The 15,369-nt window shown below is 60.7% G+C and carries 10 protein-coding genes and 1 pseudogene; 8 read left to right on the forward strand and 3 right to left on the reverse strand.

The features are described from left to right. Positions 1-2 precede the first annotated feature (2 nt). Complete coding sequence (locus GX444_05915; GenBank protein ID NLH48125.1) at positions 3-2,006, reverse strand: sulfatase-like hydrolase/transferase; 2,004 nt, start codon at positions 2,004-2,006, stop codon at positions 3-5. A gap of 330 nt (positions 2,007-2,336) precedes the next feature. Between GX444_05915 and GX444_05920 the strand changes: the two genes are divergently transcribed. The 4 genes from GX444_05920 to GX444_05935 all read left to right on the forward strand — a co-directional run bounded on the left by GX444_05920 (position 2,337) and on the right by GX444_05935 (position 9,129). Continuing rightward, entirely contained in the window at positions 2,337-3,236 is a 900-nt protein-coding gene (locus GX444_05920) for an endo alpha-1,4 polygalactosaminidase (GenBank protein ID NLH48126.1), read from the forward strand. A gap of 12 nt (positions 3,237-3,248) precedes the next feature. Beyond that, the gene (locus GX444_05925; protein ID NLH48127.1) at positions 3,249-4,547 is read left to right on the forward strand and encodes a hypothetical protein; all 1,299 of its coding nucleotides are present in this window, start codon (positions 3,249-3,251) and stop codon (positions 4,545-4,547) included. Positions 4,548-4,644: 97 nt separating this feature from the next. Beyond that, positions 4,645-8,148: an alpha-amylase gene (locus GX444_05930; protein ID NLH48128.1), complete on the forward strand. Its 3,504-nt coding sequence runs from the start codon at positions 4,645-4,647 to the stop codon at positions 8,146-8,148. A gap of 12 nt (positions 8,149-8,160) precedes the next feature. Beyond that, positions 8,161-9,129 (forward strand): alpha/beta fold hydrolase, encoded by a 969-nt coding sequence (locus tag GX444_05935; protein NLH48129.1) that lies wholly within the window; start codon positions 8,161-8,163, stop codon positions 9,127-9,129. Positions 9,130-10,178: 1,049 nt separating this feature from the next. Here GX444_05935 and GX444_05940 read toward each other — a convergent pair. After that, positions 10,179-10,265, reverse strand: a pseudogene (locus tag GX444_05940) (oligopeptide transporter substrate-binding protein). 268 nt (positions 10,266-10,533) lie between these two features. Between GX444_05940 and GX444_05945 the strand changes: the two are divergent. From GX444_05945 to GX444_05955, 3 genes are all read left to right on the forward strand, one after another. Beyond that, positions 10,534-11,799, forward strand: a complete 1,266-nt coding sequence (locus GX444_05945) for an acyltransferase family protein (protein ID NLH48130.1) — start codon at positions 10,534-10,536, stop codon at positions 11,797-11,799. A 128-nt stretch (positions 11,800-11,927) separates the two neighbouring features. Next, on the forward strand, positions 11,928-12,596 hold the full coding sequence (locus GX444_05950) for a DedA family protein (protein ID NLH48131.1): 669 nt from the start codon (positions 11,928-11,930) through the stop codon (positions 12,594-12,596). A gap of 160 nt (positions 12,597-12,756) precedes the next feature. Continuing rightward, positions 12,757-14,337: a hypothetical protein gene (locus tag GX444_05955; GenBank protein NLH48132.1), complete on the forward strand. Its 1,581-nt coding sequence runs from the start codon at positions 12,757-12,759 to the stop codon at positions 14,335-14,337. A gap of 95 nt (positions 14,338-14,432) precedes the next feature. Here GX444_05955 and GX444_05960 read toward each other — a convergent pair whose 3' ends face one another. After that, on the reverse strand, positions 14,433-14,969 hold the full coding sequence (locus tag GX444_05960; GenBank protein ID NLH48133.1) for a periplasmic heavy metal sensor: 537 nt from the start codon (positions 14,967-14,969) through the stop codon (positions 14,433-14,435). 182 nt (positions 14,970-15,151) lie between these two features. Between GX444_05960 and GX444_05965 the strand changes: the two genes are divergently transcribed. Next, positions 15,152-15,369, forward strand: a 218-nt coding sequence (locus GX444_05965) for a response regulator (protein NLH48134.1), incomplete at its 3' end; no start/stop codon positions are given.

Raw genomic sequence — 15,369 nt, forward strand, 5'->3', positions numbered from 1 at the left:
GATTAATGCAGATAGCCCAACGACCGCAGTTTCTCTTTTTCCTGCGGCGTCAAACGAGGCTCGAACCCCTTCATTTTGAAGGGTTTTTCACCCAGTTTCAGGTATTGATTGAGGTACTTGAAATAGATTTGTTTATCGATGCCGGCAATTGAATCGACCGGATGGGAATTCTTCCAATCGGTGCTCAGATCGAAGAGGACGGAATTTTCCAGCGACAGCTTGCCTTCGACCATGGTGGCGATGATCTTGCCGTTGTCGTCCTGTACGCTCCACTTCGGGAAGATGCTTTGAAAGGTCACCGAAAAGGCAAACCCGCCGACGGAATTCGATTCCGGCGAGAGAATCAGCGGCACCAGGCTGGATTCCTGTTTTTCTTCCCCGGTGATGTCCGCCAGGTCCAGCAGCGTGAACGAGAGGGCGCGGTTCGCCTCGACCGTGCGGTCGATTCGGGTATTGGGTGGAATGGCGCGAGGATAGCGGATGATCAGGGGCACGTGCACCAATTGATTGTACAGATTGCCGCCGTGGGTGATTTCCTCGTTTTCGCCGAACGCTTCGCCATGATCGGAAGTCACGACGACGATCGTTTTCTCGGCCAACCCGAGCGATTTCAGAGTGGCGAAAAGGCGGCCTAACTGGCTGTCGACGAAACGGATCTCGGCGTCGTACAAGCGGGACAGCACGTCCATCGCCCAGGGATCGAAATTCTTTTTGTCGGGCGTCATCACGATATCGGGATCGACGGTCCCGTCGAATTGGTCGGCTTCTCCGGGTTTGACGAACAGTTCCCGAAACGTTTTTGGCGGGGTATAGGGTTCGTGCGGGTCGTTCAGGTGCAGGAACAGAAAGAACGGACCGGCCGGCCGATTTTGCAGATATTCCAGCACCCGGTCGACGTTTTGATCGGCGACAATGTCCTCGCGGTATTCGAAGCGTTCGAACCCCTGATTGAGGCCGTAGGCCTGGCTGACGAATTCGTTGTTGACGAAAGCCGCGGTGCGATACCCTTGTTGCAGCAACGTCTCGGCCAAGGTCGTGAAACGCGAGGCGAGAACCATCCCTTGGGCCAGGTTGCACTGGTGTTCGATCGTATAAAGCCCGGTGAGCATGGTGGCATGGGAGGGAAGAGTCCAACTGGACTGGCTGATGGCTCGTTCGAACAACGCGCCTTCTTTCGCGAACGCGTCGATTTCGGGGGTAGTCGGCCGGCGATACCCGTAACAACCCAGGTGATCCGCGCGCAAGGTATCGATGCTGATCAGTAAAATGTTCGGATAGTTCCCCGCGGGTTTTTCCGCCCGGGCGGCGATGCCGAGCAGCAACGGCAGCGCGAGAATCAGCAACAGGCCGCGAAAACGGGCCGAAACGATAGGCAAGGGAGACGGTGAGGACGACAAGTTCGACGGATCCTGCTTCCACAGACGGCGCCGGATTCGGGTGGCGATCTCGAAAAGCATGACGTAAACCGCGGCGAGGACGCCGTAAACGATCACCACTTCTTTCAAATTCAGCCCGAGGTAGGAACCGATCCCGAACGGGTGCCAGATGACCGGGTCGACCGCTTTGGCGATCATGCTGCGGATGAACAAGTCGCCCTGCCCGCGCAGCACGGCGGGACATTTGGCCAGTTCCAGGCCTTCGGCGATTTGGGTATCCATCGTCGCCCGGATGAAAACGATGAAGGCAAGGTAGGGAATCAGAAAAACAAAAGCGAGTCCGCCGGTGGCGAAGACGATGCTCTTCGCCAATTTCCGGTAATGCAGGTAGCTGATGAAAATGAGCAGGAAAAAAAGATGGCCGGTGATCAACAGCCGTTCGAAATAATGAAAGTAGCGGGCCGTGAAAATACGAAAACCGGCGTTGGTCAGTCCCTGGTCCAGATAACCGTTGGCCAGCACTTCAATCAGCCCGGGAAGGCAGGCGCAGACGCAAATTCCGAAAAGAAGAACGGCTTCGAAACTCAGCCAGGAGAATTTTTTCTTTACGGATAGGTCATTCAAAGTCATGCGGATATTCCGGCAAAAAGTTTTTAGCGCAACCGTTCATGGTCGCTTGCTGTTGATCGGATCGTTCGACAGCCGAAACCCGACCTTTCGAGGGCCTGTTCCCACGAAAAGCAAACTCTATCGGAACCTCCCCAATGACCTAGTAAGTTTATCGGGCCAAGCCGGGGGGGTCAATTGGAATTTGCGACAAATAACCGGGATTAAAATCGAATAAAGCGGTGTTTTTTAAAGCGGTAAAGCGCCGGATGGGATTTTTACTCTTGGTTATGGGCCGGTTTTACTGTTAAACTTGGAGTGGTTTCGAGCGTCTTCCAGGGGGACCCCGAGAAAATGAGTCGCCGCCTCTGCTTGTGGACGATCCTGCTCTCCGCATTGGTTCTGGCGCCGCTTCACGGCTGCGATCAAGATTCCGGCGACGATGACGACAACGATACCGGCGGCGACGACACCGGCGACGAGTGCGGCAATCCCGACGATGCGAATCCCGGCGAACCGGCGCCGCACGGCGAGGACTGGGAGCCGTCGCCCGGCACGGCCTGGCAATGGCAACTGACCGGCGCGATCGATTCGTCGTATGACGTCACGATGTACGACATCGATCTGGTCGAAGCGCCGGCGGCGACGATCGATGCCTTGCACGCCGCCGGGCGGGTGGTGATCTGCTACTTTTCGGCGGGCAGTTGGGAGGAATGGCGCGACGACGCCGGCGAGTTCCCGGCGGCCGCGTTGGGCAACCCGCTGGAAGGCTGGCCCGACGAGCGATGGCTCGACATCAACAACCAAGAGGTGCGCCGGATCATGGGCGAGCGGCTCGACCTGGCGGTCGAGAAGGAGTGCGACGGCGTAGAGCCGGACAACGTCGACGGGTTTGCCAACGACAACGGTCTGGGTCTGACGGCGGAAGCGCAACTGGCCTACAACCGATGGCTGGCCGACGAGGCGCATCAGCGCGGGTTGTCGGTCGGGCTGAAAAACGATTTGTGCCAACTGGAGAACCTGCGGGATTGGTTCGATTGGGCGTTGAACGAGGAATGCGTCGCGTATGACGAATGCGGCCTCTACGACGACTGGCTGGCCGCCGGCAAGGCGGTTTTTCACGTCGAATACGTCGACGATTGGGCTGCGGCGCCGGCGAAAGCGGCCGCGGTCTGCGGCGTTCGGCCGGCAATGGACACCTTGATCAAAACCTGGGATCTCGGACCCGAACGACTGGCTTGTTCGGATCAGTGAGCGAGAGGGCGGATGCAACCCAAGCACGGCTTCGCGATCGCCATCCTGATGTTGCTGCTGCTGACGCCGGCCTGGCCGCTGGTCGGGATGACCGAGCCGTTCGTATCCGAGGGCGAATTTCTCCATTCCGAAGGCGAAAACGGTTCGCAGACGAATTCGCAAGTGGTTTACGGCTCCGAACAATACCTGGCGGTCTGGCAGGAGATGCCGCGGCGGTCGACGACGATCAATGAAATCCGGGCGGCTCGCCTGAAACCGGACGGGCAAAACCTGGATGCCGGCGGATTCCGGGTAGCGGCCCGGCCGAGCTATTTCGCCATGGCGCGGCCGATTTTCGACGGCGAACAGTATTATCTTGCCTGGATCGAATACCCGCGTGAAAACCTCGCCGACGACCCCGGAGTGATCTACGGCGCCCGCGTCGATCCGCACGGGCGAGTACTCGAGCCGGGTGGCCGGATCCTCGACGGCTCGCGAATCCGGAAAGACCTGCCCGATCTGGCGTTCGGCGACCACGGCGGCCTGCTGGTCTGGCGGCAAGGCGGCAACCAAATCATCGCCCGGCGGCTCGATCCGCGCGCCGGCACGTTCGACGAACGGCAGATCATCGTTTTCGAGGGCAAAAACGCGATGTCGCCGCACGTGGCCCATACCGCCGGGGTTTTTCTCGTGGTTTGGGAACGCTGGAGCGGATCGGCCGAGACGGAAGGCCTTTACGCCGCGCGAGTCGATACGACGGGAACGGTTCTCGACGTGCCGGCGATTCAACTCGCGAAAAAATTGGGCCACGGCCGGAATGCCTTGCTGGCGGCCGACGCCAAGGGGTTTCTGGTCATCTGGGAAAACGGCTGGGAATCGACCGAAAACGGCGTGAAAGGCATCAGCCTACAAGGCGCGAAAGTCGGCGTCGACGGCCGCGTCACCGAATTGGACAGTCTGTCGATCGCCGGCGGCTCGATCTTCAAAACCCTGGCCGACGTCGCCTTCGACGGCACCAATTACCTGATCGCCTGGTGGGAGGTGCAACCGTTCTCGGATAGCGCGAGCAAACCTTTTCCGCCGTCGCCGTTCATCGTGCCGGAAAAAAAGGAAATGCGCGCCGCGCGCGTCTCGCCGACCGGCCGGATCCTGGAGGGGCACGGGTTCACCATCCGGCCCGAAACCGAACCGATCGTCTTTCGGGTCGATCGGGAATCGCTGGCCTGCGACGGCCGCAGCCGCTGCCTGGTCACCTACACCGATTTCGACCATCGGTTGCATATCAAGAAATTCCGCATTTCGCGCCGGGTCATCGATCTGCGCGACCGCTAATTGTCCTGCGGCGTGTTGTGCCGGCCGAAGAAATCGTTATGATTCGAGAAGTCTTTCATTAACCGCCGCGCCGCGCGCGCGAACCAAAGGATGACGCATGTCCGCGGAATGGGACATCGAACAATCGTTGCGCCAATATTTTCCGTTCGGCTTTCAGGTGTCGCGAAAGGCGTGGGAGTGGTACGACATCGCCTCGCTCCGGCAGGCCGCCGAGGCCATCGGTGCGCCGGTCGACGTTTACAGCATCCGGCTGCTCGCGATGCGCTTGAACGAAAAACACCATCGTTCCTCGCTGGCGCATTCGCCGGTGCAGGCGGGACAACTGCTGACCGCCGGAGTGCTCAACGACATCCTGCGGTACCTGGTCGAGTATTATTGCTACGAAGAGCGCCTCGGCGTTTTGCCGGCGGCGCTGGATTGGACGGCCCGGGAACGCGGCCCGAAAACGGTGGAACAGCCGCCGCCGACCTTCGTGACGCTCTTTCCGCCCAAGCCGGTCGCGACCGGCGAGGCGGCGGCGCCGGAATTTCTGCAAAGCGCGTCCCAATTGGCGGTCGGCAAGACCGCGGCGAATCGCGAGGTCGTCAGCGGCGAGATGATTCTCTTGTCGCTGGCGACGGCCAACCCGGCGTTTCGGCCGTTCCGCGAGTTGTTCGACGACGCCGAGTTGCGGCAGGCCGCGCCCTACCAGCCCTTCATCGAAAGCCTGGAACGGTATTTCGACCGGCAGCCGCCGCTCGCCGAACTCGGCCAGACGCTTTTTCAGGCCTTGCGCGCCCCGATGCTCGCCAGCCCGGATTCGCTCGAGGGCCAGCTCGAATACGTCAAGCAGCACTGGGCGAAATTGCTGCCGCTCGGCCTGCAGCGGCGGCTGGCGGTGATGACCGACATCCTCGAGGAGGAAAAACGCCTGCGCGATTTCGGTCCGGGACAGCCACAGGTGCTGCGGTTCGAACAGGAAAGCCTGATCGCCGCCGATCCGGGCTACCCGGAAGTCGAGGCCTTCAGCCAGGACGCCGATTGGATGTCCAACGTCGTGCTGCTCGCCAAGTCGGTGTACGTCTGGCTCGATCAGCTCACGAAAACGTACGGGCGGCCGATCCGCCTGCTGAGCGACATCCCCGACGAGGAACTCGACAAACTGGCCCGCTGGGGTTTGACCGGCCTGTGGCTGATCGGCTTGTGGCAGCGGTCGCCGGCCTCGCAAAAAATCAAGCAGATCATGGGCAATCCAGAGGCGGTTTCCTCGGCCTATTCGCTCTTCGATTACGCGATCGCCGACGACTTGGGCGGCGAGGCCGCGTATCAGAACCTGCGCGAACGCGCCGGCCGGCGCGGCATCCGCCTGGCCAGCGACATGGTGCCCAATCACACCGGCTTGTTTTCCCAATGGGTGATCGAGCATCCCGACTGGTTCGTCCAGACCTCCTTTCCGCCGTTTCCGGTCTACCAGTTCACCGGTCCGAACCTGTCGGAAGACGGACGGTTGCAGCTCTACCTTGAAAACGGTTACTGGGACCGGCGCGACGCGGCGGTGGTTTTCAAACGGGTCGACGGCCGGACGGGCGAAACCCGTTACATCTATCACGGCAACGATGGCACGAACATGCCGTGGAACGATACGGCCCAGCTCAATTTTCTGCTGCCGGCGGTGCGCGAGGCGGTGATTCAGACGGTGCTGCACGTGGCGCGCAAGTTTCCGATCATCCGCTTCGACGCGGCGATGACCCTGGCCAAACGCCATTATCAGCGGCTGTGGTTTCCGCCGCCGGGCGAAGGCGGCGCGATTCCCTCGCGGGCCGATTTCGGGCTGACCAAGGAACAGTTCGACGCGGCGTTTCCCAAGGAATTCTGGCGCGAGGTCGTCGACCGCGTCACGGCGGAAGTGCCCGATACGCTGTTGCTGGCCGAGGCGTTCTGGCTGATGGAGGGCTATTTCGTCCGCACGCTGGGCATGCACCGCGTTTACAACAGCGCGTTCATGAACATGTTGAAACTGGAGGAAAACGCCAAGTACCGGCAGTCGGTGAAGAACGTGCTGGAATTCAGTCCGGAGGTGCTCAAGCGCTTCGTCAACTTCATGAACAACCCCGACGAGGACACCGCGGTCGCGCAGTTCGGCCGCGACGATAAGTATTTCGGCGTGGCGATGATGATGGTCACCATGCCCGGCCTGCCGATGATCGGCCACGGCCAGGTCGAAGGCTTCACCGAGAAGTACGGCATGGAATACCGCCGCGCTTATTGGGACGAGCAGCCCGACGATGGGCTGATCCGCCGCCACGAACAGGAAATCTTTCCGCTGTTGCGCCGCCGCCGGCTGTTCAGCGGCGCCGAAAATTTCGCCCTGTACGATTGCCATACGCCGGGCGGCTGGATCGACGAAAACGTTTTCGCCTATTCCAACCGGTACGGCGAGGAGCGTGCCCTGATTCTTTACAACAACGCCTACGGCACCACCGCCGGCTGGGTGCATACCTCGACGCCGATCAACGTCGGCGCCGGCGACAGCAAGGAACTGGTGACGCGCCCGCTGGCCGAAGCGCTGGCGTTGCGCACCGACGCCGATGTCTTTTACGCCGTCCGCGAAAGCAAATCCGGCCTGCGCTATCTGCGCGCGGCGAAGGAGATCGCCGAACGGGGCTGGTTCGCCTCGCTGCCGGGCTATCAATATCTGGCCTTCCTCGATTGGCGGGAAATTCGCGATTACGACGGTTCGTGGGGCCGCTTGCACGAGCGGTTGCGCGGCGCGGGTGTGCCCGATCTGGAAGCGGCCTACCGCGAAATGCTGCTCGACCCGCTGTTGCTGCCGTTCCACGCCGCCCTGCGCGCCGACCAACTGCGCGTCTGGCTCGACGGCGATGCCGAAGCCGCCGCGCGCCTGGCGGAGGCGGCCGAGCGGTTCCTGCGCGCCGCGGCCGACTTTCTGCACGTCGCGGCCGAACGGGCGCCCGGCCGCGCGGAAATCGAACGGACCTTGCGGCTCCTGGTCGAAGCGCGACCCGCGACCCAACCGGCCGCCGCCGCGAAACCGGCCGACGGAATCGCGGTGTCGGCCGAGGATCCGGCTGCCGCGCCGGTTTTGTATGTCTGGCTGTTGGTCCGCCGGTTGGGCCTCTGGAGCGCCGAAGCCGATCTCCAACCGGCCGACCTGGCTCGGCGTCGCCTCGATGAATGGTTTCTGGACAAGGCGATCTATTGGGCGTTTCAGGATCTGTCGGCGAATCCGGCGCGGGCGCGGGCCGGCGTTCTGTTGGTCAAGCTGGTGACGGCGCACGAGGCGCTGCTGGCCGGCGAGGCGGCGCCGGGCGACGCGGTGCCGGGCGACGCGGTGCGCGCCTTGGCCTGGCAGAAATTGCTGATCGATCCTGCGGCGGCCGAGTTTCTTCGCTACAACACCTACGAAGGCGTGCGCTATTTCAGCCGGGAACGCTTCGAATTGCTGATCGCGACGCTGGCCCGGGCGGCGCGGCTCGTCGATCCGCGGCAGGAACCGGCGGCGATCGCCGCCGGTGCTCTTCAAGCGGCCGACACCGCCGGCTACCGCCTGGACGAACTGCTTTTACAGTTGACGGCCGATACCGCCGTCGACGCGGAGTAATGGGAGACGGGCTTGGAAACGAATCTTTTTTATCCGGAAACCGGCGACGGGTGGCAACTGTACCTCAAACGCAGCCGCGATCCCGGCACCTTCAACGCCCGGTTGCGTCCGCTGGCGATCGTGCCCGGCTACGGGATGAATTCGTTCATTCTCGGCTACCATCCCAACGGGTTGTCCATGGTGGAATACCTGACCGGGGCCGGCTTCGAGGTCTGGACGATGAACCTGCGCTCGCAGGAGGGGACGACCCAGCGCGGCGGCCCGCGCGATTACGGCTTCCGCGAAATCGTCCGCGAGGATCTGCCGGCGGTGTTCGAGATCGTCCGCGCCAAGACGCGGTCGCGGCGCAAACGGATCGACGTGATCGGTTGCAGCCTCGGCGGCACCTACGTTTACGCCTACGCCGCGCTGCACCGGCGCAATCCGCTGGCCAGCATCGTCGGCCTCGGGGCGCCGTTGCGCTGGGTGGAAATTCATCCGGCCTTGCGCGTGGCGTTTTCCTCGCCGGCGCTGATCGGCAAGTTGCGGCTGTTTTACACGCGCCAGTTGTGCCGCCTCGGACTGCCGATCGCCGCGCGCATTCCGAAGTTGCTGCACCTCTACCTGCACCCGGAAATCGTCGATCTGTCGCAAAGCGGCAAGCTCGTGCAAACCGTCGAGGACCCCAATCCGCGACTCAACCGCGAAATCGCCGAATGGATCCGCGACCGCGATTTGACGATCGACGGCGTCAACATCAGCGAAGCGTTTCGCCAGGTGACCAATCCGTTGCTTTGCCTGACGACCAACGCCGACGGCATCGTGCCGCTGGCGACCGCGCTGACGGCCTTGGACCTGGCTTCATCGGCGGTCAAGGACACCCACGTCGCCGGCACCAATTCAATTCCGATGGCGCATGCCGATCTCTACATCAGCCGCTACGCCCAGGAACAGGCCTTCGTGCCGCTCAGTAACTGGCTGCTGGCGCGTTACAATACGTAACCGGAGAGGGTCGGCCGGGGCGGTGGCTCCGGTCGCCGTTCAATTCGCGCAGAGCGTCGCGACGAACGGCACGAGCATGTGGGTCATGTCGGTCTGAATAATGTCGATGCCGCTCACCATCAGATCGTACCACCCGGTCAAATCGCCGAAGAGCGCCCGGACGTCCTCGTTGCCCAGGGTGTCGATGAAGGCGGCGGCGCCGTCGCCGTGAATCAGGGCGATGCTGGTCGGGTCGCTGCATCCGTTGTCGATTTCGACAAACGGCGGATCGTAGGTGTCGACGATGGTTTGCACTTCCTCGGGCGTGCTGGCGCGCGGCATGACGGGGAAGGTCGGGTCGATCGCCAGGAACCCGTCGACCTCGGTGAAGCCGGAACAGAAGGCCATGACCTCGTCGTGCATGTCGGCGTCGTTCACCTCGTCGACGATCTGCTGCAGATCGTCGGTTTTGACGTCGATGTCGACCCAGGCGTGGCCCTTCATGGTGGCCAGCGCTTCGGCGAAAGTGGGCACGTGCAGATCGGGATACAGGTCGCCGAACTCGCTGCCGTCGATCAGCAGTTCCTCGATTTCCTCCAGCGTCATCTCTTCCACCAGGCCGGTGCCGTTGGTCGTCCGGTCCACCGTGTCGTCGTGCATGAGAACCAGGTAGCCGTCGGCGGTGCTGCGCACGTCGACCTCGACGATGTTCGCGCCGAAACCGATCGCGTATTCGAAGGCGGGAATCGTGTTTTCCGGCGCGAACATCTGCGAACCGCGGTGCGCGCAGACGCGGAAATCCGGGAAGGCGGGTTCACAGGTGTCGGGATCGGGAACCTCGCCGTCGTGGAAGATGCACAAGGGGATGCACACGTAATCCTCGACCGCGTTGCTGCAATCGTCGGCCAACTGGCCCATGCAATCGAGCAGGCAGTCCCATTCCACGGCGGTGTAAATGGCCGGCGACTGGCAATCGGCGACCGCTTCCTCCTCCGTCAGAGGATTTTCCGCTCCGGGGAGAACCCAGAGGCATTCGAAGGATTGCGCGATCCGTTCCGCGCAAAGCGGATCGGGAGTGTCGTCATCGTTGTCGTCGTTGTCGTTGTCGTTGTCGTTGTCGTCGTTGTCGTCGTTGTCGTTGTCGTCGTCGTCATCGGCGGAGGCATCGTCGTCGACCGGCGACAAATCGTCATCGCCGCTGTCATCGTCGTCGCCGGACGAACCGCAGGCGGCGGCCAGCAAGACGGCCGAAACTAGCAAAAACCAAAGCGGAAATAATTTTTTCATGGTTGCATCCTTTGCGCGGAGCCGGTTTCTTTTCTACTTTACCGGCCGTTCGGACAAAAACAAGCCTTTCGCCCCCGGCCCTTGCAATCCGCGCCCAAATAACGGATTGAAGTAGAAAAAATCGAGTCAAGGTCGGCCATGCAAACAATTGAGACAAAAGACTTGGGCACCGGCGACGGCACGAAGTTGACCGCGCCGAAACAATATTTCGAATGGATGGAAACCCTGCGCGGCCTCGGCGTGCTGCTGGTTCTGTTCGGACACCTGAAACCCCATCCGTTTTTGCTCAGCTACTTGCAGTCGATCATGCTGGCCTTGTTTATTTTTGCCGCCGGTTTTCTGTTCAACGCCAAAAATGTTTCCACCTCCGGCGTTTACCTGAAAAAACGCTTTCGCATTCTGATCGTTCCCTATTTCTGGTTCACCGTCCTGACCTTCGTGTTCTGGGTGGTTTTATTCGGCGGCATCAGTTCGCTGGTCGGTTCGGGGGACGGCGCGGCCATGCCGGACGCGATCGGCTCGGTGGACATGCCCAAGGCGGCCCTCGCGCCCGGCCATCAGGCCAAGCCCGGGCCGTTGGCCTTGTTCCTGTTGTTTCTGTTGCCGGCGTTGTACGGCAATTCCAAGTTCATGTGGTACAACCTGCCGTTGTGGTTCCTGCCCGGAATTTTCATGGTCGACTGGATTTTCACTTCCGTGTTCCGGAAGTGCAAAACCGAGCGGAAACTGCTGACCTGGCTGATCGTCCTGTCCCTGCTGGGGTATTTGATCGGCCGGACGCACCTGCCTTTCCCCTGGAACGTCGATACCGCGATGATGATCGCGGTTTATTACGGCCTGGGGTACATCTTCCGGCAGCGGTATGGCGAAGGTTGGCATTGGCCGTGGCCGATCAAACTGCTCATCGCCCTGGCGCTGTTGGGCGTCAGCTTCTTTTTCATCTGGCTCAACCCCGACGCGCATCCTTCGTTCAATTGGCTGGGCAACCTGTTTTACTACCATGCCGGGGCGCTCAGCGGCGTGCTCGCCTTCATGTTGTTTTCGCAACTGCTCGCCAAGCTCCACGTACCGCCGGAGTCGGCGCGCACCGCGCCGGGCCGCGTCGTTTACAAAATCCTGGGCGCGATTCCCGCCCTGTGCAATTATTTCGGCCGCCATTCGTTGATCGTCATCGGCGTACAGGTTCCCGCCATGTCGCTGTTCATGACGTTCAACCACCTCGTTTTCGGGATGATGGTCAAGGAAAAAATCTATTCCACCGGCTGGGCCTTTTATTTCATGGTCGGCGCGTCGTTGCTGATGGTGCCGATGATCTACGCGATCAACCGCTGGGCGCCGTGGATGCTGGGCCGGGAAAAAAAGAAAAAAGCCGCCCCGCCGGCCGTCGATTCACCGCCAAGGTGAGCGGCGATAATCCGGTAAGCCCTATTGCTCCACGCGACTGGCAACGCTATCTTATCGAACTTGCCTGGCGCCGATCATCGATAACGGTCCGGCGCGGCAGGGCAATCCCGACGACCGAAGGAAATTGAATGGAATACCTGAATTTGTTTCTGGACCTGTTCCGCGACCTGAAGGGAACCCTTCAGCATTGGGTGGATCTTTATCACGCGTGGGTCTATCTGATTCTGTTCGTCATCCTATTCTGCGAAACCGGTTTGGTCGTGACGCCGTTTCTGCCGGGCGATTCGCTGCTTTTTGCGGCGGGTACCTTCACGATCGGCACGCTGGAACAGCCGGCCGAGTTGAAACTGCTTTACTTGATTCTGTTGCTTTCGGCGGCGGCGGTGTTGGGCGACGCGGTCAATTTCGCGGCCGGTTTCCGAATCGGCCCGAAGGTGTTCACCCGCGAGGATTCCTTCTGGCTCAATAAAAAGCATTTGCTGCAGGCGCAGTCGTTTTACGAGAAATACGGCGGCAAGACGATCATCCTGGCGCGGTTCGTGCCGATCGTGCGCACCTTCGCGCCGTTCGTCGCCGGCATCGGCAAGATGACCTACGTCCGTTTCGCCTCCTTCAACGTGATCGGCGGCGTGGCCTGGGTGACCATCTGCTTGACCGGCGGCCGTTTTTTCGGCGGCTTGCCGTTCGTGCAAAAACACTTCGAATTGGTGCTGGTGACCATCGTCTTGATTTCGGTCATGCCTGCGGTGATCGAATACCTGCGCGAGCGGAGCAAGAACAAAGCCGCCGCGGCCTAATTCGCCGGATTGCCCAACAATGGCATAGATAGGAGTAAAGCCCTTTTTTTAGGCCTTTTTCGATATTTTTTTTCGGCATTTATCCGTCGTTTATTGACTTTATTCTGATCGTTGTCATATATTTAAACGTTTTTGGGGAGGGCGATGGAGAAATCGCCCAATGAGAAAAATTTTCTTCTTCCGCCTGCTCGATTTTCTTCTCCTGTTCAGTCTGTTGCTCCTCTGTTTTGCTTTTTTCGGTTGCGAGGTGAGTGGCTCAAATGCCGATCTTGTCCGCGGCGCCGCGACCGGTGGCAATGCCGACGATCACCAGAACGAGGTGAATGCCGGCGACTCCGGGAACGGCGCGGATGACGACGATGACCCGGGGAACGACCACTCAAACTATTGCCGCGTCAAGAACGTTTCGATTCAGGCGATCCCCGAGGGAAACCCGCTGGCGCGGCGGATGCTGGTGGCTACCGATAACGATTGCGAAATTTCGGGCCGAGTGGTCAGCGACGAATTGCCGGGCGAAGGTCTGAGTTCGCCGGCGGTTTCAAATTCCGGCACGAGTCACTCCTTCTGGTTTTTTGGTCTGGCCGAGAAGACGACTTACTGGTACGAATTCTTTTCACCCACCGATCCGGACACCGTGTTGGCCCGCGGTCGGTTCAACGTTCCATCCTTGCCCGAAGCCGTGCTTCGGCCGACGAATGTCAAGGTGACGCGCCAGGCGACGAGCGACACCTGGGTGGCGATCACCTTGCCTTACCATGATGGTTACGCGGCTTTGGAAATCCTGGATCGGGAAGGCCGGATTCGCTTCTTTCACCCGATACAGATGCCGTATCCCGTCATCAGCATCACCAATCTGCTCTCGTCCGTCGCCGACGACCGCCTGGTCATCACGAACCGGAACACGCTGCTTTTAATCGACCGGGAAGGAAACGAGGAAGCGTTCGCCACGCAATTGAATTCTCCGCTTTACGTTCCGCTGCACCACCAATCCTTCCTGGCCGACGACCTGAGTTGGGGTTTGATCCTCTTCAACCGCCCGCAATCCGGGTGGGATTGTTCGCTGGAGTCTCCTTCCGACAACGTGATCACCGACGGCGTGGCCGAAATCGACCAAAACGGCAATGAAGTCTGGCGGTGGTCGGTTGCCGATCATCCCGACGAAATTCCGCTGGACGTGCCCGGCGAATTCTGCATGGAAAACGTTTGGGGGGTTAATACCGTCGATTGGACCCACGCCAATTCCGTCTATCCGACGGACGACGGCGCGGCCTTCATCGTTTCGATGCGAAACCTGAGCCGGGTGATCAAGGTCGAACGCGGCTCCGGAAAAATCCTCTGGCAACTGGGCGAAGGGCTCGATTTTCAATGGTCGGGTCCGGCAGCGGCCGACCATACCTGGTTCCGCGCCCAGCATGACGCCCAACCGCTGCCCGACGGCCATATCCTGCTCTTCGACAACGACGGTCCCACGACCTATAACTCGCGGGCGCTTGAATTGAAAATCGACGAGGAAACGCACCGGGTGACGACTGTTTGGGAATTTCTCACGCCGTACTCGCCTTTTACCGGTTCCGTGCATCGGCTGGAGAACGGCAACACCCTCATTTCCGCCGGCCAGGCAAACCGGCTTTACGAAGTCAACGACGAGGGTCAAGCGGTCTGGACGGCCGATTTCGATTATGCCGATTGCTGGATCTACGCCGCTCATCCCTTTCCGGCGCAGTGGGTGGAAGGCGACTGAAACCGGCCGATCGGCTTGGTCCGTAACAAACGCGCCGCGCCACTCCGTCGGACCAATGACGGAGCGGCGCGGCGCTTTCGCTATTTTTCTGATGTTTAATCGTCGCTATCGCCGCCGCGCCCCGGCCCGCGGCCATGTCCCGGTCCCGGCCCGAAGCCGCGTTGCGGATGCAGCGTCTGCAGGATCTTCCATTGATCCGCGGTCAGGATTTTCCGCAGCTTGAGTTGGTTGTCGGTATGGAGCTGGAACATCTTGTCCTGCGCATCCGACAGCCGCTTGGCGGCGGCGTTCACGGCCTGATCTGCCGAGCCGTCCGCGAAGGCCCGGTCCAGCGCCAGGCGCGCGTTTTCGATTTCCGCGTGCGCGGCGATCATCTTTTGCCGGAAGTCGTAGCTCAGGTCGTCGAGCGCTTTTTTCTGGCCGTCGTTCAAGCCCATCTTCTGGGCGATTTCCGGATCGGTCCAGAACGGCGGCATCATCATCGGGCCGCCGAATCCCTGCATGCCGCCCATCGGGCAACCGCCCATCGGACAACCGCCCCGTCCGCCGCGGCCGCCTTGCGCCAGCGCCAGGCCGGTCAAGGCGAACACCGTTACCGCCACCAGGAGAATGCCGATCAATTTGCGATTCATTTTTTCTTTCCTTTCGTTGCGAGTCAATTCTTTCCCTCGCCGACAATTTGAATCCGGTGTGTAAAAGTATGATTTCATCCAGCCCGGAAAAATGTAAAGATTGTGTAAATCTGATTGCGCAATCCGTATCCTCCATTACTCTGAAACCTGAGCGTTGCGGTAGGCGCAACCCGGAGGAATCAATGGATAAAACCAGGCTCCTGATCATCGATGACGACCGCCGGCTCTGCCGGCTGGTGCAGGAGTACCTGGACTCGATGGGTTACGAGGTGACGGCGGCGTTCACCGGCGAGGAAGGCTTGCGGCTCGCCCTGGAAGGCGATTTCCGGGCCGTGATCCTCGACGTCATGCTGCCGGACATCGACGGCTTCGAGGTGCTTAAAAGGCTGCGGCGCGCCTC

The sequence above is a fragment of the Myxococcales bacterium genome (assembly GCA_012517325.1).
Classification (GTDB): Bacteria; Lernaellota; Lernaellaia; order Lernaellales; family Lernaellaceae; genus JAAYVF01.